The sequence below is a fragment of the Parasphingorhabdus pacifica genome (genome assembly GCF_054779195.1).
The window spans coordinates 159,217-183,684 of sequence record NZ_BAAGYS010000006.1; the positions used below are offsets into that span (position 1 = coordinate 159,217).

Here is a 24,468-nt window from a genome sequence, read left to right on the forward strand (position 1 = left end):
ATGACGTTATCGACACAAGATCTGGTTCCCAGTTCCCCCGAGATTGATCCGTTCGGCCCAGTCACTGCGTGCGTCGGAAGCAGCCGTCAGTGCGGCACAAGTGGATCGCATGTTGCTTGACCGGTCACGCGTCCGGGATGTTCTTCAGGGCCTCGCTGGCGATCTTCTCGGCGTAGCCGCACGGATCCTGCAGCTCCGGAGCGTCGCCGCCGCGCTTGCTGTAGTTGATCGCGACGGCTTGGTCGTCTGCGATGCCGACTTCCACGCGGCAGAGCGTGCTTTGCTCGTCGACTCGGGCGGCGGGGTAGCCGTCGACCTCGGTGGGCTGGAAGTTGTCGCTGGCCTTGCCATCTTCGTGGATCTTTTCCGGCCCAGTGCCCGTTGTCGCATTCAGTGCGACCGTCATGCGAAAGTCGTCGTTGCGCCACGAACACTTGGATTCGCCATACACGGTCGTGTCCGGTTCCGCCTCAGTGCCTGCCGACAGCGCGGTCAGTTGCTCAGGGGTCAGCAGGTCACAGGCGTCCGTGACCGTTCCCAAATCCTTGGGATTGCTGATCCGCAGCGCTGGATCAGTGGGCTCGGACGGCTGGGTCGAAGCTGCTGACTCGCCGGAATCGGGAGCCGACTCCGCTGTTCCCTCGCTGCTCTGGGCACAGCCGGTCAAGCTCAAGGCGAGAGCCGCGACGCTGATCAGGGTTGCTCGGCGTTGCACGTTCTTCCTCACGTTCGCCACCGGCGCGGGTGGCGGTGTCTGCGGCATCGGTGCCTGCGGTATGGGTGGTCGTCGGGGTCATGCGTCCGCAGAATCGCGAACGTCGATCACCAGGCGGTTTCTCGCTGGGCGTGCTTGACCATGTCGTTCAGGATGCGGTTGAAGGTGCCGATGTCGGCGCCCGCGAGCATCCGCTGGCCCGCGCTGTTGTAGATGGCGACGCGGCCCGACGGCAGATCGATGATCTTCAGGGTCTGGTCGCAGCGGACCTCCTTGCGGGTGGCCGTCCAGATGGTCGCGCCCACCTCGCCCGCGCCCAGGCGCGGCGCGTCGAGCAGCTGCGTGATCTGCCGGAAACCACGGATGTCCATGCCGCGCGAGCGCAGTCCCTCCTCCACGGCGCGCTGATCGGCCTCGCCGCGCTTGTTGACCTCGCCCATCACCTTCCGGAGCTCGCCCAGATCCATGCTCAGCGGCGGGCGGATGCGCGCGGGGGCGTGCTCGGGCAGCGTCGACATCATGGCCTGAACCGCGTCCGACGGCCGGACCGACTCCAGGATGATCCGGTCCCCGTCGACGACGGTGCGCAACGCCCGCTGTCCGGCCTGGCTGACCGCCACCCGCAGCTCGGTCTACTGCTTCGTCGAGAACCGCAGGTCGTACTCCACGCTCGTGTGCGCGTAGGCCGCCAACATCTCCTGCACGTTTTCGTTGAGCTCACGGCGAGGACCGAGGAGCCCCCGCTCCCGGCACCGCTGCTCCGCCGCGTCGTACTCGCGTCCGATGTCCTGGACCCGAGTCCCGTAATGGCTGAACGAAGCGACCATCGGAACCCTGGTCAGGTTCGCGCGCTCGGCCAGGATGATGAATTCGAGCCGGTCGACGTCGATCTTGGACACCACTGTCGTGAACTCCCCCTCGTAGGTGCTGCGCGGGGGAAGACTAGCGGGTTTGTGTTGAATCGATGACCGAGATCGGGTGAAAAATCACTCGTCCAAACCAGACAAACCCTGCCAGGCCCCGCGCGAGCCGCGCCGCGAGGCCGAACGCTGCCAGCGGAACACGCCGTAGCCGAGCACGCCGAGGCCGCAGCCCGCGATCGCCGTCCAGAACCGCAATCCCCAGTCACCCCAGTCAGCGATCCCGATCCACACGGTCGCGGCCAACCACAACAGGGTCCCCGCCAGCACGACAGGGGTCGGTTCGGCGAGTTTGCGTGGCAGCGCGGGCACGGTACGTGCGCTCGCGGGGGTGCTTTCGCTGTCTTCGGGCACGTCAGGCAGGCTACCCCCGTCAATACGGAGAACGGTGGAGATGATGACGGGCGAAAGCGAGACAAGTCCGGCGACGGAACCCGGCAAGCGTATGGGAGCCCTGGACAGGTACTTCAGGATCTCCGAACGCGGTTCGAGTCTGAACCGGGAGATCCGCGGTGGCATCGTCACCTTCGTCACCGTCGCCTACATCATCGTGCTCAACCCGCTGATCCTCGGCAGCTACTCCGCCGACAGCCCCAACGCGAAGACCGACGTGCTCGGCAACATCCTGCCGGTCCCGCAGGTGGCGGCGGCGACGGCGCTGGTGGCCGGGCTGATGACCATCCTGTTCGGACTCGTCGCCAACTACCCGTTCGCGATCGCCGCCGGACTGGGCATCAACACGCTGCTGGCCGTGACCATCGCGCCCCAGATGACCTGGCCCGAAGCGATGGGCCTCGTGGTGATCGACGGCATCATCATCCTGATCCTGGTGGCCACCGGATTCCGCACGGCCGTGTTCAACGCCGTGCCGCCGGAGCTGAAAGCCGCCATCGCCGTGGGCATCGGCATGTTCATCAGCTTCGTCGGCCTGGTCGACGCCGGGTTCGTGCGGCGGCTGCCAGACTCGGCCGACACCACCGTCCCGGTGGGGCTGGGCATCAACGGCTCCATCGCCTCGTGGCCCACCGGCGTGTTCGTCTTCGGCCTCATCCTCACCACCGTGCTGGTCGCCCGGAAGATGCGCGGCGCGATCCTGGTCAGCGTCGCCGTCACCACCGTGCTGTCGATCGTCGTGGAAACCCTGGTGCAGGCCGGACCGTCGGAGGGATCCAACCCCAAGGGCTGGCACCTCGGCTACCCGGGCGTGCCCGAACAGATCATGGGCCTGCCGGACCTCTCCCTGATCGGCGAGATCTCCTTCGGGGCGTGGACGAGGCTGCCCGCGCTGGCCTGCGCGATGCTGGTGTTCACCCTCGTACTCGCGAACTTCTTCGACGCCATGGGGAGCATGACCGGCCTCGGCAAGGAAGCCGGCCTCGCCGACAAGAAGGGCAACCTGCCCGGCATCGGCAAGGCGCTGGGCGTCGAGGGCGTCGGCGCCGTCGCGGGTGGTTTCGGCTCGGCGAGCTCCAACACGGTGTTCGTCGAATCGGCCTCCGGCATCGCCGAAGGCGCGCGGACCGGGCTGTCGAACGTGATCACCGGTCTGCTGTTCCTCGCCGCGATGTTCTTCACCCCGCTCTACCAGGTCATTCCGATCGAGGCGGCCGCTCCCGCGCTCGTGGTGGTCGGAGCGATGATGCTGGGGCAGATCCGGGACATCGACCTGTCCGACTTCAGCATCGCGCTGCCCGCGTTCCTGACCATCGTCGTGATGCCGTTCACCTACTCGATCGCCAACGGAATCGGGGCCGGCTTCATCAGCTACGTGGCGCTGCGGGCGGCCACCGGCCGGGTGCGGGAGGTGCACCCGCTGCTGTGGGTGGTCTCGGCGGCGTTCGTGCTGTACTTCGTGTCCGACCCCGTCAGCGCCGCCCTCGGCGGCTGACGGCCGGTGCGGGCTCACCACCTCGAGTGCCGCACCGAACCGGCCCGTCACTGAACCGGCCCGGCGGCGCAGGATCACAGCAGGTCGGCTCTCCCCGCGCTAGCGGGCGGGAACCGCGGGGAGAGCCGCGAGCAGATGCTTGACCTTGGCGGACTTGGATCTTCCGGACAAGAAATAGCTCGGATACCGGCGTTTCACGACGTCAAGACTCGACGCGCCGACCAAGAGCACGTCCATCTCCGCATCTGGCCCTTTGAGCTTGTCCTGGTGGTACTGCTCAGCCTCGTTGTAGGCGGCGGCGGCCTCGTCAGCATCGTTGAAGGAGGAGACAGAGGTCTCTCCGCATCTCCGGTACTGGACGAGTAGGAACCACGTATCCGGGTCGGTCATGGTTGAACCTCCCTCGTTAGCCAATCTCGGACGTGGTCGGTCGCCTGCCTCAGTGCGGACGCGTCTATGGCCGAGTCTGCCAGATTGTCGTCCAGCAGGGAGTAGTAGGCAGCAAGCTCACGGAAGTACGTCAGGACAGGAACTGGCGCGTCCTCATGCTTGAGATCAAAGCCGAGCGTAGTGTCCCACTCTTCGATTAGCTCTGCCCAATTCTGCTGGTATGCGGTCCGCAGTTGGATTTCGATCTTGAATCCATCGCGTCGACACCACAGGTGGAGGGCTCTGTAGCCACCAGCATGCGGATTCTCGTTGTAGTCCTTCACCCTTTCGATCTTCATCTTGTGGGCGTTCGCCAGCGAGGCCCAGACACTCGTCACGGACTCGCGGCCGGGCAGTACTGCGCGGCATCCCGCTATGTCTTCAACCTCGCCCAGTCTGGACTTGTCCCGTATGAGCTTGGCAACAATGCTTTCGAAGCGTTTGAGTCTCTGCGTGACGAGTCCGGACTGGGAACCTTGATCGAGAACGCGCATCACGATGGAACCGAGGCCGATGCGAGTACGGGTCAGGGGAACCGAGTGTGCTGAACGCCATTGATTGACCAGCTGGACATCCTCGTTTGCTCTCTCGTTGCCACCTGACTCGGCCAGAGATCCGCTCGAACGTTTGCGGATGCGGTCTCCGGTGGTCTTCAACTGGTTCTTCGACGGCAGCGGCTTGCTGCCGACACTGCCGGGTGCAGGTCTTTCCCCCATGAGGACGGATGTTACAGACAGCTACTAAACGGATACTGATCGAGGTCAAGCAAACCTCGGAGCGGTGCGGTGCGGGCTCGGAACGGTGGGTGCCTGCACAGGCTGCGGGCCGGTCCGGTAGAACACGCGTTTGTACGGCACCGAGTATCGTCGGGGTGTCGCGTTCGGCGGCCGATGCGGGGGTGCGACTCGAAATGTCCGATTCCCCTAGGAACTTTGATAGGCTAACGACGTGTCCGAAACCGCGGAACGCGAGCGCACTCTGGCAGGCCGGTTGCGGCTCTCGGTGGTGCGCCTGAATCGTCGGCTGCGCGCGCAGAGCGGCGATTCCGTGATCACCCTGTCCCAGCTGTCGGCGTTGTCGACCCTGAACAAGGCCGGTTCGATGACCCCCGGCGAACTCGCCGCCAAGGAAGGCGTGCAGCCCCCGTCGATGACCAGGGTGATCGCTGCGCTGGAAGAGCGGGGGATGGTCGCCCGCCGTGCCCACCCCACCGACGGCCGCCAGGCCATCGTGGAGCTGACCGAGGCCGGGCAGGCGCGCATCGACGAGGAGATCTCCGTACGCGAGCGCTGGCTCGACCAGCAGCTCGTCGACCTCACCGACGAAGAGCGAGCCGTCCTGTGTCGCGCCACCGAGATCATTGATCGATTGGCCGGACGTTGACCAGGTGAGACGCCTCTACTCGGCAGGGGAGCGATCGGCGGAGCCGACCACCGGCACCGCTCCGACGCGGAACTCGGGAACGCGGCCCGCAGGCGGCATGTTCCGCTCGCTGCGGCAACGCAACTACCGCTACTACGCCTCCGGCCAGGTCGTCTCGCTGACCGGCACGTGGATGCAGCGCGCCGCGCAGGACTGGCTCGTGCTGGAACTGTCCGGCGGCAGTCCCGTCGCCCTCGGTGTCGCGGTCGCGCTCCAGTTCCTCCCGACCCTCGTGCTCACCCTGTGGGCGGGCGTCGCCGCCGACCGGTTCGACAAGCGCCGCCTGCTCATCGCCATGCAGAGCGGGATGGGGATGTGCGGGCTGCTGCTCGGGCTGCTCGATGTCTCCGGTGCTGTGACGCTCTGGCAGGTCTACGCGCTGTGCCTGCTGCTGGGCAGCTTCGCGGCGGTCGACGCGCCGGTCCGTCAGTCCTTCGTGATCGAGATGGTGGGGCCGGAGCAGCTGACCAACGCCGTCGCGCTCAACTCCATGATCTTCAACCTGGCCAGGATCGTCGGTCCCGCCATCGCCGGGGTGCTGATCATTCAGATCGGCACCGGCTGGATATTCGTGGCCAACGGGTGCAGCTCGGTGGCCGTGGTGCTCGGACTGTGGCTGATGGACACCGCTCGGCTGCATCGGGTCGAGCCCAGCCCGAAGGAATCCGGCCAGGTCCGCGAGGGCATCCGATACGTGCGCGGGCGACCGGACCTCGTGGTGATCATGGTGCTGGTGTTCTGCATCGGCACTTTCGGGATGAACTTCGAGAACACCCTGGCCGTGATGGCGCGCAACCACTTCGGGCATCAAGCCGACGGCTACGGACTGCTGCTCACGATGCTGGCGGTCGGCACGCTCACCGGTGCCACCCTGGCCGCGCGGCGCAGCGGGCGCGGCCGGCCGAGGCTGCGGTTGCCGCTGCTGGGCGCGGCGTCCTTCGGGGCGCTGGAGGCGACCGCGGCGCTGATGCCGAGCTACGAGCTGTTCGCGGTGGCGCTGATACCGGTCGGCATCGCGGTGATGACCTTCACCACCAGCGCCAACTCGACGGTGCAGCTGGCGGTCGAACCCGGCATGCGCGGCCGGGTGATGGGCCTGTACATGTTGCTGTTCCTGGGCGGCAAACCGCTGGGCGGGCTGGCCTCCGGCTGGCTTGCCGAGGTGTGGGGACCGCCCGCGCCCCTGATGCTGGGCGGCTCGCTCTCGGTCGTCGCCGCACTTGTGGGGGCCGCCGTGCTCGCCAGGCAAGCGAAGGTAAGGCAACCCTTGCACCCCGGAGCAGGTTAGGCTAACCTAAATGTCGTCCGCTTCGTGGTGGGAGCGACAGTCAGTTCGGGAACAGCGCAGGCCCCGACCTCCTCCGGGAGGCCGGGGCCTGTTGCTGTGTCTGCACAGTGCGCCTTATCGAAGACGCTGAACGAAGCAGGCCGCTGCCGGGCTTGGCCACGCCTGCGGCCGGCGCAGCCCGACACAGGCGTTCCTCAAACCCCTGTAGCCGGTTAAGCGTTCCGGTGCGGGAGGCGAGACCGCTCAGGCTTCGACGGCGGTGCCGCAGATGCCGCAGACCTCGAGCTGACGGCGCTTCCAGCGTGCGCCCGGGACGAAGAACAACGTGAACTGCTTGAACTCCCGCATGTGCCTCCACTGCGTCGTGTTGTGGCAGCGTGGGCAGGTCCGGGTCTCCCCCGGGCCAAGGTGCTGCTGCTTGGTGCCGAGACCGAAGATGAAGAACACCACACCAGCTTAGGGAGCGATTCCCAGTAGCCGGCCATCGGCACGGTCATCACCGTGCAGGGCCGCATCGGCGAGGTTGGCTGTTTCCCGGCGTCATCCCTGGTCAGCACGGCTGCGGCGAAGTCCGAAAACGCCAGTGGCTCCCCACCCGGAGCGGGTGGGGAGCCACTGGAAAAGAAGAAGAGCGGGGTCCTCAGGCCGCGCGCACGAGGTCAGCCTGCAGGCCCTTGGGGCCCTGGCTGACGTCGTAGGCCACCTGCTGGTCCTCTTCGAGGGTGCGGAAGCCGGCGGCGTCAATCGCCGAGTAGTGCACGAACACGTCCGGGCCGCCCTCGTTGGGGGCGATGAAGCCGAAGCCCTTTTCCGAGTTGAACCACTTCACGGTTCCGTTGGTCATGTCTTCTCCTCCTGGGAGCTGGGGTATGACGGGCAACCACACCGCGCGGAAGCCCGGGCCGGGGATCTCAGACAGCCACTACTCCAGCTACAAACCAAAGAAAGAAGCTCGCCCGCATCAACATCCTGCGAGCGTGCGCAAACACGAACCCAAAAATACAACGACCACCACGGACCCTACACACCGCACGCGGTCAGCCCACAGACCCCCGGCGATCTAAGTCTGCGCGCCCGGCCTCGGCGGCGGGTCGGTGTGCTCGGCGAGCTGGTCTTCGAGGGTGATGATCCGGCACGCCGCCGCCACCGGGGTCCCTTGGTCGACGAGCTCGCGGGCGCGTTCGGCCCGCCGCAGCTGGCGGCGTGAGTAGCGCCGGTGCCCGCCCTCCGAGCGCTGCGGGTCGATCAGGCCGGCCTCTTCCAGTGACCGCAGGAACGGCTGGGTCACCTCCAGCATTTCCGCGGCCCGCCCCATGGTGTAGGCGGGGTAATCCTCGTCGTCGAACTTCGCGTCGGCCCCGGGTTGATTCTGGCTCAATACCGCTCCCTCACCCCTCTACAAGGCCCCCGGTGCACCGAGGTGCACCGGGGGCCGCGAGGGGGAAATTACTCACTACTCAGGCCGCTCTTCCATCCACGAACACTGGGAGTGGGGCGGCGGGGAAAACAGTGACTCGACGACCCCCTTCTCACGCGCGTGCAGATCACGGACTTGTCTTCGTAGCCCGGGCGGGGACCAGCCGGTCCCCGCCCGGGGGCCTGCAACTGCAACTCCACTTTTGTCACTCGCGGCGCCGATTCGTCGGTGATGGCGCTTCAGTGCTCTCCGTCTGCTGGTGAGAAACCATAACAGGACCAACCAACCATGTCTACAGCGGCGACCATAGAAATTCCCCTTCGGTGAGGGCTGCAGCGAGTGTGAGGAAGGCGCTGGCCTGGCCGCTCACCAAGCCTTCACAACGCCACCGACATCCCAGTCTTCTTCTGCGATCCGGCCGGCCCCTGGCAGCGTGGCTCGAACGAGAACACCAACGGCCTGCTACGCCGATACCTCCCGAAAAGCACCGATCCGACCCGCTACAGGCGCCAGCACCTGGACGACGTCGCCGCCGAACTCAACAGCCGCCCACGCAAAACGCTCGGCTGGGAAATCCCGGCCGAGCGTCTCGCTAAGCTCCTAGCCGCCAGCATCAAGTAGCAGCGTGTTGCAACGACCCCTCGAATCCGCCAACGGGGCGCGGGCTTGCCCGCGGAAAATGTCTCGGAGCAATGGAAAAGGGGGTCGGACTCGGGGTGCTCGTGTTCCTCGGCAAGGCGGGCTGATCAGCCCCGAACGCACTTCGGGGCCCTCCCGGAGGAGAGCCCCGAAGCGTTCGGCGGTCAGCTTGTCGGAGCATTCACCGCCGAGCCTGGTCAGGCGGTCGGCAGCCGTAGACCGTTGTAACCGGCGCGGGCGTCGGCGAAGCGCTTGCCGACCTCGTCCCAGTTCACGACGTTCCACAGCTGCTTGACGTAATCCGCCTTCACGTTCTTGTACTGCAGGTAGTAGGCGTGCTCCCAGATGTCGAACACCAGCAGCGGGGTGGTGGCGATCGACAGGTTCGAGTGGTGGTCCCGCAGCTGCTGGGTGATCAGCCGCTGACCGACCGGGTCCCAGGCCAGCACGCCCCAGCCGTTGCCCTGGATGGTCGTGGACACGGCCTCCATCTGAGCGCGGAACTTGTCGAACGAACCGAAGTCCTGGTCGATGGCCGCCGCCAGCTCGCCGGTCGGCTTGTCGCCGCCGTTGGGGCTGAGGATCTTCCACCAAACCAGGTGCAGGGAGTGCCCGGCCAGATTGAACGCGAGCGTCGTCTCCAGGCCCACGATCGAGGAGAAGTCACCCTTGTCCCGGGCCTCGGCGATCTTCTCGATCGTGTCGTTGGCGCCCTTGACGTACGTGGCGTGGTGCTTGCTGTGGTGCAGCTCGTTGATCTCTCCCGAGATCGCCGGCTCCAGCGCCGCGTAGTCGTAGTCCAGCTCGGGCAGCACGTACTGGGCCATGAACCTTCTCCCTAGCGAAGATCTTCTTTGTCGGCAGTCCGATGCAATTGCAACGTACTTGCAATTGCCAGACTAGCGCAAAGATCGCGCGCACGCTCGGGTCCGGAGTGCTCGGGTCAGAAGTGCAGGGGTGGGTTGGAGTGCGGGTGGAGCGGGAAGGTCAGGGCAGCGGCCAGGTCAGGGCAGCGGCCAGGTGTGGACCGGCTCGCCGCCGTCCGTGTGCTCGATGTAGCGATGCAGCATCGCGCTCAACGCGGCCTGCCTGTCCATGCCGTCGCGCTCCAGCGCGGCGACCGTGTCCCGCTGCCACGACGACCCGGTCTGCCGCCGCAGGCAACGCTGCTCGATGACGCCGAGATGGCGTTCCCGGGCCTCGTCCGACATCCCGCAATTGCGCAACCCCTCGTGGGCCATCGGCAGCAGTCGCCGCAACACCAGCTCGTCCGGGCTCACCCAGCCCGCGCCGGGCCAGTACAGGTGGGAATCCATTCCGTGCCTGGCACCGGCGAAGAAGTTCTCCTCCGCCGCCGCGAACGACATTTGGGTCCACAGCGGTCGATCCTGTTCGGTGAGGGCCCGCTGCGCGCCGTAGAAGAACGCGGCGTTGGCCAGCACATCCGCGACGCTCGGCCCCGAAGGCAGCACCCTGTTCTCCACCCGCAGATGCGGGACCCCGTCGACCAGGTCGTAAACCGGCCGGTTCCACCGCCAGATCGTCCCGTTGTGCAGGCGCAGTTCGGACAGCGTCGGAGCCCGGCCCGCGTCCAGGGCCGCAATCGGGTCCTCCTCCAGCGGCTCCGGCAGCAGCGCCGGGAAGTACCGGACGTTCTCCTCGAACAGGTCGAAGATCGACGTGATCCATCGTTCGCCGAACCACACCCGTGGACGTACGCCCTGGTTCTTCAGCTCCTGCGGACGCGTGTCCGTCGCCTGCAGGAACAGCGGCACCCTCGTCTCGTGCCAGAGAGCCTTGCCCAGCAGGAACGGCGAGTTCGCCCCCACGGCCACCTGCACCCCGGCCAGGCACTGCGCGGCGTTCCAGTGCGCCGCGAAATCCTCCGGCGCGACCTGCAGGTGCAGCTGCACCGAAGTGCAAGCCGACTCGGGAAGGATCGAATCCGCATACGACCGCAACCGCTCCGGCCCGGAGTCGCCCAACGGCGACCCCTCCATGTCCAGCAGCATCTCCTCGCCCTTGGCGGTGAAGATCTGATCGTTGAGCAGCGTGTAGCGCGGGCTCCGCGACAACCAGTGCGGATCGAAATGGGTGTTGCGCAGCGTCGGCAACGTTCCGATCATGACCAGCTTCGCGCCCGCGTCACCGGCCTTGCCGTCAGCGCGCACCAACGCGCCCCGCAGGTCCCGCTCCAGCTCCAGCGCGCCATCCCCGGCCAGCTTGCGAGGTGGCACGTTGAGCTCGATGTTCTGCTGGCCCAGCTCGGTGGTGAACGTCGGGTCGTCGATCTTCTCCAGCACTTCGGAATTCGACATCGACGGTTCCCGGTTCTCGTCGACCAGGCTGAGCTCCATCTCCAGCCCCATCTGCTGGTGGGGGAAGGAGAAATCGCTGCCCGCGAGCATCCGGGCGAGGGCGTCGAGCCCGCGTTGCATCTTGTCTCGGTAGCGTTGCCGGTCAACGGGGGTGAACGCCCGATTCGTCACGTGCCTTCCCATGCCGTCTCCCGTTCGGTCGGCAAGCACGTCAGCGCCATCGGCTGGATGGATAACCACCGTGACACATCGTTACCCGGCGAACCAGCGGCCAAAACGGTGCTCGAACAACGGCACGAACACGGCCAACGGGCGGTACCGGACGGAAACGTCGCGGATGCCCGAAACGTCCGCGAACTCAGTCGGAGGCGGTCGTGAGCCGCTCCATCTCATCCCGCGTGAGCGTCAGCTTCGCAGCGGTCAGCAGCCCGTCGAGCTGGTCGACGCTGCGGGCGCTGGCGATCGGTGTCGCCACGTTCGGCCGCGCGCGCAGCCAGGCCAACGCCACCGATGCCGCCGGGGCACCCCGCAGCGTCGCGACCTCGTCGAGCGCGGCGAGCAGCTTCACGCCGCGCTCGTCCAGGTAGGCGCCCGCGCCCTCGGCGCGCGGGCTCTCCGAACTGGCGTCACCGGGCCGGTACTTGCCGGTGAGGAAGCCCTTCGCCAGCGCATAGTAGGGGAGTACCGCCAGGCCCTCCCGCTCGGCGACTCCGGCCAGGTCGTCCTCGTAACCCGCCCGTTCCACCAGGTTGTAGTGCGGCTGCAGCACGCTGAACCGTGCGAGGCCCTCCCGGTCCGAGATTCGCAGCGCCTCGGCCAACCGCGTCGAGGTGAAGTTCGACGCGGCGATGTGGCGGACCTTGCCCGCGCGAACCAGCTCGTCGAACGCGGCCAGCGACTCCTCCAACGGCGTCGACTCGTCGTCGCGATGCGCGTAGTAGACGTCGATGTGGTCGGTGCCCAAGCGGCGCAGCGAATCGTCCGCCGCCGCCTTGATGTTCTCGGCGGACAACCCCGGACGTTCCCGCCAGGAGCCGACCTTCGTCGCCACGACCACCTCGTCCCGGTTGCCGCGACTGCGCAGCCACTCACCGATCACGGTCTCCGAAACACCACCGGGATTGCCCGGGGCGAACGCCGAGTACGAATCGGCCGTGTCGACGAAGTTCCCCCCGGCCGCCGCGTAGGCGTCGAGAACGGCGAACGACTGGTCACGATCGGCCGTCCAGCCGAACACGTTGCCGCCGAGGCAGATCGGGAAAACGTCGAGGTCAGTGGTACCGAGTGCAGCCATGGCTTCGAACGTAGCATCGAATTCACCGACCCCGGGTCGAGGCGAGAACGATTTCACCGCTCGTTCGAAGACGTTTCTCCCCAGCGGTTCAGTCCACGCGTGCGGACTCCGGTGCGGCCGCATCCGACGCCTCGGGAGAAGGCTCTTCCTGCGCGGACTGCGAGCGTTGAGCGCCGCGGCGCCCCAGCGTCAGGAACACCACCGCCGAGGCGAGCACGACCCCGAACATCACCGTGGCCATCGGCACCGCCGAACCGACCCCGCCCAGACCGACCAGCGGAGCGGCGAGCGCACCGACCACGAACTGGCTCACCCCGAGCAACGCCGACGCGGAGCCGGACACCTCCCGGTGATCCGCCAGCGCCAGCATCGTCGTGTTCGGCAGCACGAAGCCCAGACTGGCGATCATCACGAACAACGGGGCCAGCAGGAACGGCAGCGGCAGGCCGGCCAGCGAGGAGGCCAGCAGCACCGCCCCCGCCGTCGAAGCGGCCACCAGCGCCGTCATCAGCAGCGTCACCTCGGTGGCGAACCGGCCCACCAGGCGGGCGTTGATCTGACCGGCCGAGACCAGGCCGATCGCGTTGAGCCCGAACACCAGGCTGTAGGTCTGCGGGGACATCCCGTAGATGTCCTGCAGCACGTACGACGAACCGGAGACGTAGGCGAACATCGCGGCCATCGCCAGCCCGGCGGCCAGCGCGTTGCCGAGGAACGAGGGCTCTGCCAGCAGCCGACCGAAGATGCGGAACGTCGAACCCAACCGGGCGGGTTGTCGCCAGCGCTTCGGCTTCGTCTCGGGCAGCGCCAGCACCGCGATCACCAGCAGGAGCACGCCGAACGCGGTGAGCACGACGAACACGCCGCGCCAGGAGGTGTAGCGCAGGACCTGGCCGCCGATCACCGGCGCCAGGATCGGCGCGAGCCCCGTCACGAGCATCAACGAGGAGAAGAAGCGAGCGGCCTCCACACCGGAGTACAGGTCGCGCACGGCCGCGCGGGCGATCACCGTGCCCGCCGCGGCACCCAAGCCCTGCAGCAGCCGCAACCCCGCGAGCGCGTAGACCGAATCGGTCAGCGCGCACATCACCGAGGCGGCGATGTAGACCGTCAGCCCGATCATCAGCGGTGTGCGCCTGCCGACCGAGTCACTGATCGGTCCGGCGAGCAACTGGCCGAACGCCAAGCCCAGCAGCACCGTGGTCAGCGTCAGCTGCCCCTGCGAAGCGGTGGCGCCGATCTCGTTGGTCAGGGCGGGCAGCGCGGGCAGGTACATGTCGATCGACAGTGGCCCGAACGCCGTCAAGCCTCCGAGGATCAACGCGAACCTGGCCTTGCGGCGCAGACCTGAGTTGTTCTCGTCGGCCACTTCGACGGTGGACATGCTTCTCCTCGCGCTCGGTGCGGTGCGGTGCGGTGCCCTGCGATCCGCGCAAAACCATGACCGCCCGTCGGCACCCGAACGCGGGTGGAGAGCGGTCCTGCCGGGGAGCGTGTGCAGTTCCGCACGAAACCGCTGGCCGGCACGTGCCGGCATGGCCAGGTCTCGTCGTTTAGCCCCGCTAACAGCACAACACGAGAAGGCGCGAGGTTTATGCCACCGCCGCCTGAGGTGTGACGTGGAACATGTCCGACGGGCAGTCTCCGGCGAATGAGAAAATGCCGATTGTGGCGCAGCTGATCGAGGTGACCGAGGTGGACGACCCCAGGGTCGACGACTTCCGCGACCTGTCGACCGCGGACCGCAGACCCGACCGGCCGGGAGGCCGCGGGCTGGTCATCGCGGAAGGGGTCGTGGTGGTCGAACGCCTGCTCGCCTCCCCCTACCCGGTGCGTGCACTGCTGGGAGTCCGCCGTCGCATCGAATCGCTGGAGGAACAGCTCGCCGGGCTCGACGCGCCCGCTTACGTGGCCGACGCCGACGTGATGTCCCAGGTGGTCGGATTCCACCTGAACCGCGGGGTGCTCGCGGTGGCCGACCGGGCGCCCGAGGTGGACCCGGCGGAGCTGGTCGGCCGGTCGCGACGGTTGGCCGTGCTCGAAGGGGTGGGCGACCACGAGAACCTGGGCGCGCTGTTCCGCAACGCCGCAGCGCTCGGCGTGGACGGGGTACTGCTCGGCGCCGGATGCTCCGACCCGCTGTACCGGCGGAGCATCCGCGTCTCGATGGGCCACGTGCTGCGGGTGCCGTTCGCGAAGCTGGGAGCCTGGCCGGAAGATCTGAAGCTGCTGGCCGACCACGACTACCGCATCGCGGCATTGACCCCCGGCCCCGATTCGCTGTCACTGCGCGACGCCGAACTGGACCGGGGCAGAGTCGCGGTGCTGCTGGGCTCCGAAGGACCCGGACTGACCGAGCAGGCCATCGCCAACGCCGATCTCGCCGTGCGGATCCCCATGGCCGGTGACGTCGACTCGCTCAACGTGGCGACCGCCGGGGCGATCACCTTCCACGCGATGAGCGGGTGCTGAGCCGTGCCCCACGACGCCTTCACGGATGCGCGAGAGTCCCGGTGGGAGCTGCAGGCCTTGGCCGGGCGCGCGGTCCTCGTCGGCAGTCGCGGTCGACAGGAGCGGGACCCGGCAGGGCTCGGCCTGCCCGCCGCGCTCGTTTCCGATCTGCACGAGTGGGCGCAGGTGGTCGACACGGTCGGCCAGGACGGCAGACCGACCGGCGAGGCCGCGGCGGAAGTGATCTCCCAACGCGGCCGCCAGCTCGCGATGCGCGTGGCGCTGGAGACCGGTGGCGAGATCGGCTACCGGGACCCGGCCAGCGGTGAACTGCGCCGGGTGGGCAGACGCCGGACCTCCCGCCCGGTCGAACAGGAGGTGCCGCCGACGCCGTGGGCCACCGGCCTGACGGTGAGCGCGGCCTTCGCCGCCATCGTGGTGATCGCGCTGACCGTGGTGACCTTCGGGCTCGCCGAGGTGAATCCCCTGCTGGCCGGCCTCGTCAACATCGGGGTGGCCGCCGGGTTCGCCCCCTCGATCTGGCTCGGGCGCAACATCGAGGTGTGGCGGTGGGTCGCGCTGGGAACGGCGGCGGGAATCGTGCTGGCGTGGGTGGTGTTGCTGCTCAGCGTTCTCGGTTGAGCCGTCCGAGACACGAAGACCGCCGACCGGGTTCTTCCGATCGGCGGTCTGCGTTGGATGTCGGTTCCGGCGTTCAGCGGTGCGAGCGGACTCCGAGCAGCACGTCCTCCCACGAGGGGACGATCGGGTGGTTCTTGCGCCCGCGCCGGGAGTCCTTGTTCCCGGCTTCGTCCTCGCCGCCTTCGGCGACCGCGGTCTCGGTGCGCTGCTTGGACGGATCCTCGGGCTGGCCGGGTGCTTCGCCGGCGGGCTGCTCCGGCTCCGGCGTTCCACCGAGACCGCCGTCCAAGTTGAGCGCCGGGATGGAGGTCCGCGACTCCTGCTGGCGGGGCCGGTCCACCTCGCCGATGCTCAGGCCTACGCCGGAGCCGTCCGCCGCGTGTTCGACCTCGGGCTCTTCCGGGGCGGTCTCCGGTGCTTCCTGCCCCTCGTCATCGAGTCGCAGCGCTTCCTTGGCCAGTTCGGTGATCGGGCGGACCGTGCGCAGCGGCCGGTTGGGCGACGGGTCGAGCAGTTCGACCGCGTGCTCGTCCAGGGCGGCCACCGTGCCGCCGTGCGCACCGGGGTGGAAGGCCCAGTGGGCGCGGTTCTCCGAGCGCCCCGCCTGCCACCCCAGCCGGACCACCCACTTGTTGTCGTCGCCGCGCCACGCGTCCCACGTCGTCTCGGTGTAGTCGTGCCCGCGCATGCCGAAGGTGTGCGCCACGACTTCACCCAAGGTCTGCACGTCGGGGCCGTCCTCCCGGACGGGGTGCGCGCGCTGGGCCATCTCGGCGATTTGCGCCCGTTCGAGCAGAACGGGGTAGGCGTACCGCTCGATCCGCTGTTCCGGCAACCCGGCAGCGGCGGCCACATCCTCCACCGACGCGCCGGAGCGGATACGGGCCTGGATCTCCTTCGGCCGCATCTGCGCTTCCATCTCGATCTGCGCCTGGCCGAGACGGGTGAGGTCTCCGCGAGCGGCAGCTCGCAACCGATCGTCGGCAGGCACGGTAAAGCGTTCCCCGTTCTCAGGGTCCTCGCAGATGACGGTCTCACCGTCCTCGTCCAGCCCGACTACCCGCAGCGCTCGCATCTCGCCAGCCTCCCGCCGACTTCATGTCACCAAGCTGTGACCGTAACCCGGCGTGCCGTCTTGACGCTGGAGGCACGCCGGAGTTCGTGTCGCTTCGTGACCGTCCTCCCATCCCCGATCTTGCCCGATCAGCGGTCGACTTGCGAATGAGTAGAACCACTCAAATACGAAGTTGATCACTGTCGGTGATCAACTTCCGGGTTGATCAGCACAGCTCGGATCGGGCTTTTTCGCCGAGTGCCGACGGATTCGCACTGGCCAACCAGGTGGAATGCGGGCGGGGGACGCCCCCGCCCGCAACCAAATCAGGACAGTTTGGAAACCACCCAATCGATGGAACGCGTGAGCGCGGTGATGTCGTCCGGCTCGATCGCCGGGAACATGCCCACCCGCAGCTGGTTGCGGCCCAGCTTGCGGTACGGCTCGGTGTCGACGATGCCGTTGGCCCGCAGCGCCTTGGCCACGGCCGAAGCGTCGATCGACTCGTCGAAGTCGATCGTTCCGACCACGTGCGAGCGCTTGGCCTCGTCGGTGACGAACGGCGTGGCGAAGTCCGAGGCCTTCGCCCACTCGTACAACCGCGACGAGGACTCGCCGGTGCGCTTGGCGCACCAGTCCAGACCGCCCCGCGAGTTCATCCACTCGATCTGGTCGGCCAGCAGGAACAGCGTGGCCACGGCAGGCGTGTTGTAGGTCTGGTCCTTGCGCGAGTTGTCCAGCGCGGTCGTCAGCGACAGGAACTCGGGGATGTAGCGGCCCGAGCCACCGATCTCGCCGATCCGCTCGATCGCGGCCGGGCTCATCGTGGCCAGCCACAGCCCACCATCGGCCGCGAAGCACTTCTGCGGCGCGAAGTAGTAGACATCGGTGTCGGCGGCGTCGAACGCCAGGCCACCGGCACCCGAAGTCGCGTCGATCGCGATCAACGAGTTCTCCGAGCCCGCGGGGCGAGTCGGCGGCAGCATCACACCGGTGGACGTCTCGTTGTGCGCCCAGCCGATCAGGTCGACGCTCGGGTCGGCCACCGGGGTGGGAGCGTCGCCCGGCTCAGCCTCGATGACGAGCGGGTCGGTCAGGAAGGGGGCGCTCTTGGTGGCCTTGGCGAACTTCGACGAGAACTCGCCGTAGGTCAGGCTCATGGCCCGCTCGCGAACCAGGCCGAACGTGGCGGCGTCCCAGAACGCGGTCGTGCCGCCGACGCCGAGCACGACCTCGTACCCCTCGGGCAGCGAGAAAAGCTGCCGGAGACCTTCGCGGACCTGGCCGACCAGGGACTTGACGCCCTTCTGCCGGTGCGAGGTCCCCATCAAGGACTCGCCGGTCTCGGCGAGCCTGGCGAGCTGCTCGGGACGGACCTTGGAGGGACCGCATCCGAACCGTCCGTCAGAGGGCAGGAGCTCACTGGGCAGCTTCAGGGTAGTCGGGTCGATATTGGTCTCGGCCTGCGTCATTCCGGCGCCTCCGGGCGTGGTTGTTGGCCAGATGACCGGCGCCGTTGCCGGGTCATTTCTTCCGTACGCTGCCGCAACGCGCGCGAAAGCGCGGTATCCGCGCGTCCGTGCGCTGCTGCGATCAGCCGCACTGCAACTTACTGCCCGACACCACCTTTGGCCAACAGTACGACTCGTCCGGGGCCCGGTGCCCTCGCGCACACCGACTACGAACGGGATCGGCGCAACTCGCGGATTCGCGCCGATATCTCCCGCCCGCGGTGCTCCAGCCCCTCGAAGACCGCGTCCGGTACGTCCAGCGGCCACCCCAACCGCCGACGCAACCGGTGGCGGACGCGCAGCAGTTCGTAACCGGGGTCCCCGCCCGCGAGGTCGATCGGCGAGCCGGTGCCGGGGGAATGCCTCGAAAGAGGGCCGATGATCTGGTCGATGCCGACGTTGAGCCAGCGCAGCGCCAGTGCGTGCTGCCCGGCCTCCTCGAACGCGCCCGCCGCGTTCAGGTAGGTCTGCTCGCGGCCGGAATGCAGGTGGAGCAGTTCCGCGAACAGGTGCTCGGCTTCCGCGTGGTGTCCGTGGGCCATCAGGAACTCGCCGTAAGCCGCTCGCGCGTCGAAGAACCCCCGGCCGTCATCGGCGGCCATCGCCGCCACCAGCGCCGCGTGCTCCCGAGCGGGCTCACCGGCGACCCGCCAGTAGGACGCGGCCTCGACGAGGTCGTCGCAACGGCGTTCGGCTTCCTTCGCATCGGCTTCCAGCGCGGCGGCGCACACGGCTGCGAGCCGCCGACGATCCCGGTCGCCGGATGCGAACTGCACACCTTCACCGTACGTCGAAAAGGTGGGCGCCGCCGCTGGAGCAGCACCCACCTTTCGAAAATCGTCGATTGAATGCGCAGGTCAGAGAGCTGCGGTGGCCAGCGGGCGCACCGCGTCCCAGCCCTCGACCTCCTGGGGCGTCCTGGGGGAGGGGCCGACATAGTGCGCGGACGGGCGCACGAGGCGTCCGGTGCGCTTCTGCTCCAGCACGTGCGCCGACCAGCCCGCGGTCCGGGCGCAGGTGAACATCGCGGGCATCATGATGGTCGGCACCTGGGCGAAGTCCAGGATCACGGCGGCCCAGAACTCGACGTTCGTTTCGATCGGGCGGTCTGGGCGGCGTTCCCGCAGCACCGACAGCGCCGCCTGTTCGAGCTCGGCGGCGGCCTGGAAACGCGGTGCGTCGAGTCGCCGGCAGGTCTCGCGCAGTACTCGTGCCCGCGGGTCCTCGGCGCGGTAGACGCGGTGCCCGAATCCCATCAGGCGGTCACCGCGGTCGAGGATGGATTCGACGACCTTGCGGGCGTCGCCGGTCTGCTCGGCCTCCGCCAGTACGGGCAGCACGCGCGCGGGAGCACCGCCGTGCAGCGGGCCGGACATGGCACCGACCGCGCCGGAGAGGCTCGCGGCCACGTCGGCGCCGGTCGACGCGATCACCCGCGCGGTGAAGGTGGATGCGTTGAGGCCGTGCTCGGCAGCCGACACCCAGTACGCGTCGAGTGCCGCGACGTGCGCCGGGTCGGGTTCGCCCCGCCACCGCGTGAGGAAGCGTTCGGTGGTGGTGGCGCACTCGTCGATGCGCGCCTGGGGAACGCGCGGAAGCTCGCTGCCTCGGGCGGACTGGGCGACGTAGGAGAGGCCGAGCACGGAGGTGCGGGCGAGCTGATCGCGGGCCTGTGCGTCGGTGATGTCCAGCAGCGGGCCGAATCCGTGCTCGGCGGTGAGCATCGCGATCCCCGCCTGGGCGTCCACCCGCACGTCACCGGTGCCGATCGGCAGCGCAACATCACCCGCGGGGGGCAAGCCGTCCCCGAACCGCCCGTCCACGAGCAAGCTCCACACGTCGCCGAAGGAGACGGTGCCCGCGAGGTTCTCGATGTCGACACCCCGGTAGCGCAGGGCGCCACCGTCCTTGTCCGGCTCGGCGATTTCCGTCTCGAAGGCGACCACGCCCTCCAGCCCGGGGCGGAAATCCTGCGCTGCGTTGCTCATGACGCCTCTTTCCTCGCATGTCGTTTTTCACCGCGCCCGGTGGGTGCGGTGTGGATTTGAGGTGGCGGGGTGAGGCAGCGCTCGCGTTGCCGTGCGCGTAACAATGCACCCGCGGGGGTGGGTGGGGCAATGCGTGGCGCCGCCGGAATCACAGCCTATGGGCGAAGTCACACCGGAACCGCAAAGTGTGGTCACTCGAAGAAACGCGAGCGCAGCTTGTAATTGCGTGATCGGGCTGGAAAGGCTGGTCCGAACCAGTCCCGAACCCACTCCGGGAGAAGTGGGGACCGCGGCGAGGGGCCCGATCGAAAGTCGAGAAAGCGCCGGTGCGGTGGAGTGATGCGCATCAGGCAGTCGCCCGGACGTCCTCCTGGTCGGGCGGCGGGTGGTGTCGGCCCCGGATTGACGGACGGTGGGAATCGGCGGACTCCGGGCAGGCCGGGAACAAGTGATGGCAGGCGCTTCGGAAATGTGCCCGCGTTTGGCATGAGTGGCATTTCGGAACGCCGAGCCGTCACTCCGCGACCGCCCTTTCGGTCGAACGGAATGCGTCGCGGGTATGCGTCCGGCCATTCCCGCCGCGGTCTCCGTGCGATTCGACGGGGATGGCCTCGCGGGAACGGCCCGGATTCCGGGGGAAGAGGGTGGCGTCTGCCCGGGTGTGCCCGGTCCCCGGTCGCGCTGGATCGCTCCACGTGACGAGAGCGTGCTCGGGCGGCTGGCCGGGGGTGGCGACGAAGCGGTAATTTCGGGCACGCGCAGGACGCCCCGGTGTTCCCGGCGCGGATGCCACAGTGCGGGTGCTCGCGGCAACGGATACCGGCGTCGCCGGGACGGCTCGCGCCCACTCGGGTGTGTCCCGAATCACTGCATCGGTTGCGGAATCGATCGTGATCTTCCCGAATTCGGCGTCCGTGGGGAATCCGTTTACCGTCGTGATGGTCGAGTGAAGCCTGCGGCAAGTGCCACGCGCCGCGGTGACCGAGTCCAGCCCGTACCGTCCGGCGGCGCAGCCGGAACAATCCCGCCGGGTCCCAGCGGACTCCGGACGATCCAGGGAGGAAGTGCGAATGTCGGAGGCCAACGCGACTTTGACGTCCATGCGCGTGTCTTACGAGGCGAGCTCGCTCGACGAGAACTCGCTCGCGCCGACCTGGCACGAACAGCTGCAACGCTGGTTCGACGACGCGGTGCGGGCCGAGGTGCCCGAACCGAACGCCATGGTGCTCGCGACGGCCGACGCCGAGGGTTTCCCGTCCTCGCGAACGGTGCTGTGCAAGGGCATCGATGAGCGCGGCATCGTTTTCTTCACCAACTACACCTCGGCCAAGAGTCACGATCTGAAATCCACCCGCGTGGCCGCCGTCACCTTTCCCTGGGTGAGCTTGCAGCGTCAGGTCAACGTGCGCGGCGAGGTGGAGAAGGTGGAGAAGGACGAGACCACCGAGTACTGGGCCGCGCGGCCGCGCGGTTCGCAGCTCGGGGCGTGGGCCTCGCCGCAGTCGCAGGTGGTGCACGGGCGCCAAGTGCTCGAATCCTCGCTCAACGGCATCGAGCGGCGCTTCGCGGAGGCCGAGAAGGTGCCGGTACCGCCGCACTGGGGTGGATGGCGGATCCGCCCGACGAGCATCGAGTTCTGGCAGGGCCGTCCCGATCGCCTGCACGACCGGCTGCGCTTCCGCGGCGACGGCGACAGCTGGACGGTCGAGCGGCTGGCGCCCTGACGGCTGGCCCCTGACGGGCCGGCCCTGACGAGTTGGTCCCGGAACGGTCGGTTCTGTTCGACGTCCCGCACCGGGCGGTCGGGCATCCGCGCGAACCTCGCCACGGCGTGCCGCGCGGTACTGCCCGACCGCCCGGGTCCGAGGCTGGTGACCCGGTGGCCCACCGGTGTGGCCCACCGGTGCGGACACCGAGCGTGCCTGGACCTGGTTCGGCATGGCTGAACGGGCGTACGCAGCGCACACGATCGCTGACTGCAGGAAACTCCCCCGCGAGTCGCCCCGGGGGCAGCGGACGTCCGGACGGTCGAGGCTGCACACTTTGTTCCCATGGCCAACCACACAACCGTCAACGACGATGCGTCCGGTGGTGCGCAGGGCCCGGGCCTCAAGAAGGTCATGGGTCCGAAACTGCTGTTGTTCTTCGTGGTGGGAGACATCCTCGGCACCACGATCTACTCGCTGACCGGCAAAGTCGCAGGCAAGGTCGGTGGCGCGCTCTGGATCCCGTTCTTGGTCGCGTTCGTGGTCGCCTTCCTCACCGCGTTCAGCTACCTCGAGCTGGTCGGCAAGTACCCGAAAGCGGGCGGTGCTCCGCTGTACGTGCACCGGGCCTTCGGTGTGCACTTCCTGACCTTCCTCATCGCCTTCGCGGTGATGTGCTCGGGAATCACCTCGGCGTCCTCGGCGGCGCAGGCGTTCAGTGGTGACTACCTGGAGGCGATCGTCCCGGGAGCGCCCTCCTGGTTGGTCGCCATCGGTTTCCTGCTGCTGCTGGCGGGGATCAACCTGCGCGGTGTGGGCGAGTCGGTGAAGATGAACGTGCTTCTGACGTGCGTTGAGCTGGCCGGTCTCGCGATCGTGATCGTGTTCGGCGCCATCGCGCTGTTCGGTGGCAGCACCAACCCCGACTTGAACCCGGATCCCGGTCGGCTGCTGGAGCTGAACCCCGACACCTCGCCGCTGCTGGCGATCACCTCGGCGACCGCGCTGGCGTTCTTCGCGATGGTCGGCTTCGAGGACTCGGTGAACATGGCCGAGGAGACCAAGAACCCCAGCAAGACCTTCCCCCGGGCGTTGCTGCTGGGACTGGCGATGACCGCCGTCATCTACCTGGTGATCGCGTTGATCACCTCGACGCTGGTCCCCACGGACGAACTCGCCGCCTCGGACGGCCCCTTGCTGCTGGTCGTGCAAGCCGCGGCCCCTTGGTTCCCTGCGGTCTTCTTCTCGATCATCGCATTGTTCGCCGTCACCAACACCGCCCTGATCAACATGCTGATGGCCAGCCGCCTGCTCTACGGCATGGCCAACGAGGGCGTCATCCCGAAGCAGTTCGGTCTGGTGCACCGCACCCGGCAGACTCCGTGGGTCTCGGTGCTGTTCACCAGCATTATCGCCGTGCTCCTGGTCAGCTCGCTGGAGATCGAGGACCTCGGAAGCACCACGTCGTTGCTGCTACTGGCCGTGTTCGCCATCGTGAACGTGGCGGTGCTGGTCCTGCGCAGGGAGAAGGTCGAGCACGAGCACTTCGTGGCGCCCACCTGGGTGCCCGTCCTCGGTGCGCTGACCTGCCTGTTCTTCGCCAGCCCGTTGGCCGGACGGCCGGTCGACGAGTACCTGATCGGCGGGGTGCTGCTCGGTATCGGCGTCGTCTTCTGGATCATCAACTATTTCGTCACGGGAAGAACGCGATTCAACCCCGAGAAGCTGTCCAAATAGCTCATCGCGCCGGTGGTGGGAATACAGTGGGTCACGTGAATGATCCAGTTCCCGCCACCGGCCGACAGTTCGAGATCACCCACGGCGAGGCGCGTGCGGTGGTCACCGAAGTCGGTGCGGCGCTGCGCGTGTTCGAAGTCGCCGGTGTTCCGTACACCGAAAGTTACCGGGAGGACGAGCTGGCCCCCAGCGCGGCCGGTGCGGTCCTCGTCCCGTGGCCGAACCGCGTTGCCGACGGGCAGTGGGTGCTGGAACGGGAGGCCCAGCAGCTGGCGTTGACCGAGCCCACCAGGCACAACGCGATCCACGGCTTGCTCAGGCACACGCCGTGGACCGTGGTCGAGCACGCCGAGTCGACGGTCGTGCTGCACGCGATGATCGCCGCTCAGCCCGGTTGGCCGGTACCGCTGCTGACCTCCATCGGTTATTCGTTGGACGCGGCGGGACTGACCGTCACCCACACCGTGGAGAACCTGGGCAGGCGGGCCGTGCCGTTCGGGGTGGGGGTTCATCCGTTCCCCCGCGCCGGAAACGCCGAGACGGACGACTGCACGCTGCGGCTGGCCGCCGCCAACGTTCTCCCCGTTGATCCGGAGCGGTTGCTGCCGGTGCGCCCGCCGCGTGCGTTGGAGGGCGACGAGCAGTCGTTCCGCAGCGGGCGGAGGCTCGCCGGGGTGCTGCTGGACACCGCGTTCGGGGGCGCCGTCCCGGCTCCCGACGACCCGGAACAGCTCGTCCGGCATACGCTCACCGACCCCAGCGGCCGTGGTGTGGAGCTGTGGGCCGACCCGATCTTCAAGTGGGTTCAGGTCTACACGGCGGACGATTACCCCGAACGGGGCAGAGCGGTCGCGATCGAACCGATGACCTGCCCGCCGAACGCGCTGAACACCGGCACCGATCTGCTCGTCCTCGAACCTTCCGAAAGCTGGATCGCCGAGTGGGGCCTCCGTCCTGTCTGAGGCCCCGCCTGCTGAGCCCGCGTCGGGCCGGGACCGTTGGCCGGTTCTTCGCCGAAGTCGGCCAACGGGTCCTCGCCCGTGCCTGCG

General features: G+C 67.9%; 23 protein-coding genes and 2 pseudogenes. 9 read left to right on the plus strand and 16 right to left on the minus strand.

Annotation, left to right across the window (positions count from 1 at the left end):
* Positions 1-124: 124 nt before the first annotated feature.
* From ACYVAN_RS06840 to ACYVAN_RS06850, 3 genes and pseudogenes are all read right to left on the minus strand, one after another.
* Entirely contained in the window at positions 125-715 is a 591-nt protein-coding gene (locus ACYVAN_RS06840) for a DUF3558 domain-containing protein (RefSeq protein WP_460956836.1), read from the minus strand.
* A gap of 107 nt (positions 716-822) precedes the next feature.
* A pseudogene (locus tag ACYVAN_RS06845) lies at positions 823-1,617 on the minus strand (ESX secretion-associated protein EspG).
* Between the two features lie 84 nt (positions 1,618-1,701).
* Positions 1,702-1,989 carry a DUF2530 domain-containing protein gene (locus tag ACYVAN_RS06850; RefSeq protein ID WP_460956838.1) on the minus strand — a complete coding sequence of 96 codons (288 nt, stop codon included), beginning with the start codon at positions 1,987-1,989 and terminating at the stop codon, positions 1,702-1,704.
* A gap of 91 nt (positions 1,990-2,080) precedes the next feature.
* Between ACYVAN_RS06850 and ACYVAN_RS06855 the strand changes: the two genes are divergently transcribed.
* The gene (locus ACYVAN_RS06855; RefSeq protein WP_460956840.1) at positions 2,081-3,523 is read left to right on the plus strand and encodes an NCS2 family permease; all 1,443 of its coding nucleotides are present in this window, start codon (positions 2,081-2,083) and stop codon (positions 3,521-3,523) included.
* A 99-nt stretch (positions 3,524-3,622) separates the two neighbouring features.
* Here the strand turns inward: ACYVAN_RS06855 and ACYVAN_RS06860 are convergent, their stop codons facing one another.
* Together ACYVAN_RS06860 and ACYVAN_RS06865 are read right to left on the minus strand one after the other, a co-directional pair.
* Positions 3,623-3,913, minus strand: a complete 291-nt coding sequence (locus tag ACYVAN_RS06860) for a hypothetical protein (protein WP_460956842.1) — start codon at positions 3,911-3,913, stop codon at positions 3,623-3,625.
* Positions 3,910-4,668 (minus strand): RelA/SpoT domain-containing protein, encoded by a 759-nt coding sequence (locus ACYVAN_RS06865; protein WP_460956844.1) that lies wholly within the window; start codon positions 4,666-4,668, stop codon positions 3,910-3,912. Before ACYVAN_RS06865 ends, ACYVAN_RS06860 begins: the two co-directional genes overlap by 4 nt.
* A gap of 232 nt (positions 4,669-4,900) precedes the next feature.
* Here ACYVAN_RS06865 and ACYVAN_RS06870 point away from each other — a divergent pair, with 232 nt between their 5' ends.
* Positions 4,901-5,335, plus strand: a complete 435-nt coding sequence (locus tag ACYVAN_RS06870; RefSeq protein ID WP_460956846.1) for a MarR family winged helix-turn-helix transcriptional regulator — start codon at positions 4,901-4,903, stop codon at positions 5,333-5,335.
* Positions 5,336-5,339: 4 nt separating this feature from the next.
* Entirely contained in the window at positions 5,340-6,662 is a 1,323-nt protein-coding gene (locus tag ACYVAN_RS06875; RefSeq protein WP_460956848.1) for an MFS transporter, read from the plus strand.
* Between the two features lie 243 nt (positions 6,663-6,905).
* Here the strand turns inward: ACYVAN_RS06875 and ACYVAN_RS06880 are convergent, their stop codons facing one another.
* The 3 genes from ACYVAN_RS06880 to ACYVAN_RS06890 form a co-directional block, all read right to left on the minus strand.
* Complete coding sequence (locus ACYVAN_RS06880; RefSeq protein ID WP_460956850.1) at positions 6,906-7,109, minus strand: zinc-ribbon domain-containing protein; 204 nt, start codon at positions 7,107-7,109, stop codon at positions 6,906-6,908.
* A 193-nt stretch (positions 7,110-7,302) separates the two neighbouring features.
* Complete coding sequence (locus ACYVAN_RS06885) at positions 7,303-7,506, minus strand: cold-shock protein (RefSeq protein ID WP_460956852.1); 204 nt, start codon at positions 7,504-7,506, stop codon at positions 7,303-7,305.
* Between the two features lie 216 nt (positions 7,507-7,722).
* Positions 7,723-8,040, minus strand: coding sequence for a MerR family transcriptional regulator (locus tag ACYVAN_RS06890; RefSeq protein ID WP_460956854.1), 318 nt, complete (start codon positions 8,038-8,040; stop codon positions 7,723-7,725).
* 394 nt (positions 8,041-8,434) lie between these two features.
* Here ACYVAN_RS06890 and ACYVAN_RS06895 point away from each other — a divergent pair.
* Positions 8,435-8,700: pseudogene (locus ACYVAN_RS06895) on the plus strand (IS30 family transposase); the annotation flags it as partial.
* Between the two features lie 215 nt (positions 8,701-8,915).
* Here ACYVAN_RS06895 and ACYVAN_RS06900 read toward each other — a convergent pair.
* The 4 genes from ACYVAN_RS06900 to ACYVAN_RS06915 all read right to left on the minus strand — a co-directional run bounded on the left by ACYVAN_RS06900 (position 8,916) and on the right by ACYVAN_RS06915 (position 13,714).
* Positions 8,916-9,545, minus strand: coding sequence for a superoxide dismutase (locus tag ACYVAN_RS06900; RefSeq protein ID WP_460956856.1), 630 nt, complete (start codon positions 9,543-9,545; stop codon positions 8,916-8,918).
* Between the two features lie 177 nt (positions 9,546-9,722).
* The gene (locus ACYVAN_RS06905; RefSeq protein ID WP_460956858.1) at positions 9,723-11,219 is read right to left on the minus strand and encodes a hypothetical protein; all 1,497 of its coding nucleotides are present in this window, start codon (positions 11,217-11,219) and stop codon (positions 9,723-9,725) included.
* Between the two features lie 175 nt (positions 11,220-11,394).
* Positions 11,395-12,330 carry an aldo/keto reductase gene (locus tag ACYVAN_RS06910; RefSeq protein ID WP_460956860.1) on the minus strand — a complete coding sequence of 312 codons (936 nt, stop codon included), beginning with the start codon at positions 12,328-12,330 and terminating at the stop codon, positions 11,395-11,397.
* A gap of 88 nt (positions 12,331-12,418) precedes the next feature.
* Positions 12,419-13,714, minus strand: a complete 1,296-nt coding sequence (locus ACYVAN_RS06915) for a multidrug effflux MFS transporter (protein ID WP_460956862.1) — start codon at positions 13,712-13,714, stop codon at positions 12,419-12,421.
* Between the two features lie 284 nt (positions 13,715-13,998).
* Here ACYVAN_RS06915 and ACYVAN_RS06920 point away from each other — a divergent pair, with 284 nt between their 5' ends.
* Both ACYVAN_RS06920 and ACYVAN_RS06925 read left to right on the plus strand, forming a co-directional pair.
* Positions 13,999-14,802: a TrmH family RNA methyltransferase gene (locus ACYVAN_RS06920; RefSeq protein WP_460956864.1), complete on the plus strand. Its 804-nt coding sequence runs from the start codon at positions 13,999-14,001 to the stop codon at positions 14,800-14,802.
* A gap of 3 nt (positions 14,803-14,805) precedes the next feature.
* Entirely contained in the window at positions 14,806-15,423 is a 618-nt protein-coding gene (locus ACYVAN_RS06925; RefSeq protein ID WP_460956866.1) for a DUF2537 domain-containing protein, read from the plus strand.
* 73 nt (positions 15,424-15,496) lie between these two features.
* On the opposite strand, the gene sepH is transcribed toward ACYVAN_RS06925, so the two are convergent.
* From sepH to ACYVAN_RS06945, 4 genes are all read right to left on the minus strand, one after another.
* A complete protein-coding gene (gene sepH, locus ACYVAN_RS06930) occupies positions 15,497-16,498 on the minus strand; it encodes a septation protein SepH (RefSeq protein ID WP_460956868.1) in 1,002 nt (333 codons plus the stop codon).
* Between the two features lie 305 nt (positions 16,499-16,803).
* Positions 16,804-17,949 carry a phosphoserine transaminase gene (serC, locus tag ACYVAN_RS06935; protein ID WP_460956870.1) on the minus strand — a complete coding sequence of 382 codons (1,146 nt, stop codon included), beginning with the start codon at positions 17,947-17,949 and terminating at the stop codon, positions 16,804-16,806.
* 206 nt (positions 17,950-18,155) lie between these two features.
* Positions 18,156-18,764, minus strand: a complete 609-nt coding sequence (locus tag ACYVAN_RS06940) for a tetratricopeptide repeat protein (RefSeq protein ID WP_460956872.1) — start codon at positions 18,762-18,764, stop codon at positions 18,156-18,158.
* 81 nt (positions 18,765-18,845) lie between these two features.
* Positions 18,846-19,976, minus strand: a complete 1,131-nt coding sequence (locus tag ACYVAN_RS06945) for a citrate synthase 2 (protein WP_460956874.1) — start codon at positions 19,974-19,976, stop codon at positions 18,846-18,848.
* A gap of 1,070 nt (positions 19,977-21,046) precedes the next feature.
* On the opposite strand from ACYVAN_RS06945, the gene pdxH reads away from it, so the two are divergent.
* The 3 genes from pdxH to ACYVAN_RS06960 all read left to right on the plus strand — a co-directional run bounded on the left by pdxH (position 21,047) and on the right by ACYVAN_RS06960 (position 24,381).
* Entirely contained in the window at positions 21,047-21,700 is a 654-nt protein-coding gene (pdxH, locus tag ACYVAN_RS06950) for a pyridoxamine 5'-phosphate oxidase (protein WP_460956876.1), read from the plus strand.
* Between the two features lie 327 nt (positions 21,701-22,027).
* Positions 22,028-23,419, plus strand: coding sequence for an APC family permease (locus tag ACYVAN_RS06955; RefSeq protein ID WP_460956878.1), 1,392 nt, complete (start codon positions 22,028-22,030; stop codon positions 23,417-23,419).
* Between the two features lie 35 nt (positions 23,420-23,454).
* Positions 23,455-24,381 carry an aldose 1-epimerase family protein gene (locus tag ACYVAN_RS06960; protein ID WP_460956880.1) on the plus strand — a complete coding sequence of 309 codons (927 nt, stop codon included), beginning with the start codon at positions 23,455-23,457 and terminating at the stop codon, positions 24,379-24,381.
* The last annotated feature ends 87 nt before the right edge of the window (positions 24,382-24,468 follow it).

Bases quoted from the DNA above. Each gene is read 5' to 3' on its own strand.
- ACYVAN_RS06855 (WP_460956840.1), top strand. From the start codon at position 2,081: ATGGGAGCCCTGGACAGGTACTTCAGGATCTCCGAACGCGGTTCGAGT.
- ACYVAN_RS06860 (WP_460956842.1), bottom strand. From the start codon at position 3,913: ATGACCGACCCGGATACGTGGTTCCTACTCGTCCAGTACCGGAGATGC.
- ACYVAN_RS06865 (WP_460956844.1), bottom strand. From the start codon at position 4,668: ATGGGGGAAAGACCTGCACCCGGCAGTGTCGGCAGCAAGCCGCTGCCG.
- ACYVAN_RS06885 (WP_460956852.1), bottom strand. From the start codon at position 7,506: ATGACCAACGGAACCGTGAAGTGGTTCAACTCGGAAAAGGGCTTCGGC.
- ACYVAN_RS06900 (WP_460956856.1), bottom strand. From the start codon at position 9,545: ATGGCCCAGTACGTGCTGCCCGAGCTGGACTACGACTACGCGGCGCTG.
- ACYVAN_RS06905 (WP_460956858.1), bottom strand. From the start codon at position 11,219: ATGGGAAGGCACGTGACGAATCGGGCGTTCACCCCCGTTGACCGGCAA.
- ACYVAN_RS06910 (WP_460956860.1), bottom strand. From the start codon at position 12,330: ATGGCTGCACTCGGTACCACTGACCTCGACGTTTTCCCGATCTGCCTC.
- ACYVAN_RS06915 (WP_460956862.1), bottom strand. From the start codon at position 13,714: ATGTCCACCGTCGAAGTGGCCGACGAGAACAACTCAGGTCTGCGCCGC.
- sepH (WP_460956868.1), bottom strand. From the start codon at position 16,498: ATGCGAGCGCTGCGGGTAGTCGGGCTGGACGAGGACGGTGAGACCGTC.
- serC (WP_460956870.1), bottom strand. From the start codon at position 17,949: ATGACGCAGGCCGAGACCAATATCGACCCGACTACCCTGAAGCTGCCC.
- ACYVAN_RS06945 (WP_460956874.1), bottom strand. From the start codon at position 19,976: ATGAGCAACGCAGCGCAGGATTTCCGCCCCGGGCTGGAGGGCGTGGTC.
- pdxH (WP_460956876.1), top strand. From the start codon at position 21,047: ATGTCGGAGGCCAACGCGACTTTGACGTCCATGCGCGTGTCTTACGAG.
- ACYVAN_RS06955 (WP_460956878.1), top strand. From the start codon at position 22,028: ATGGCCAACCACACAACCGTCAACGACGATGCGTCCGGTGGTGCGCAG.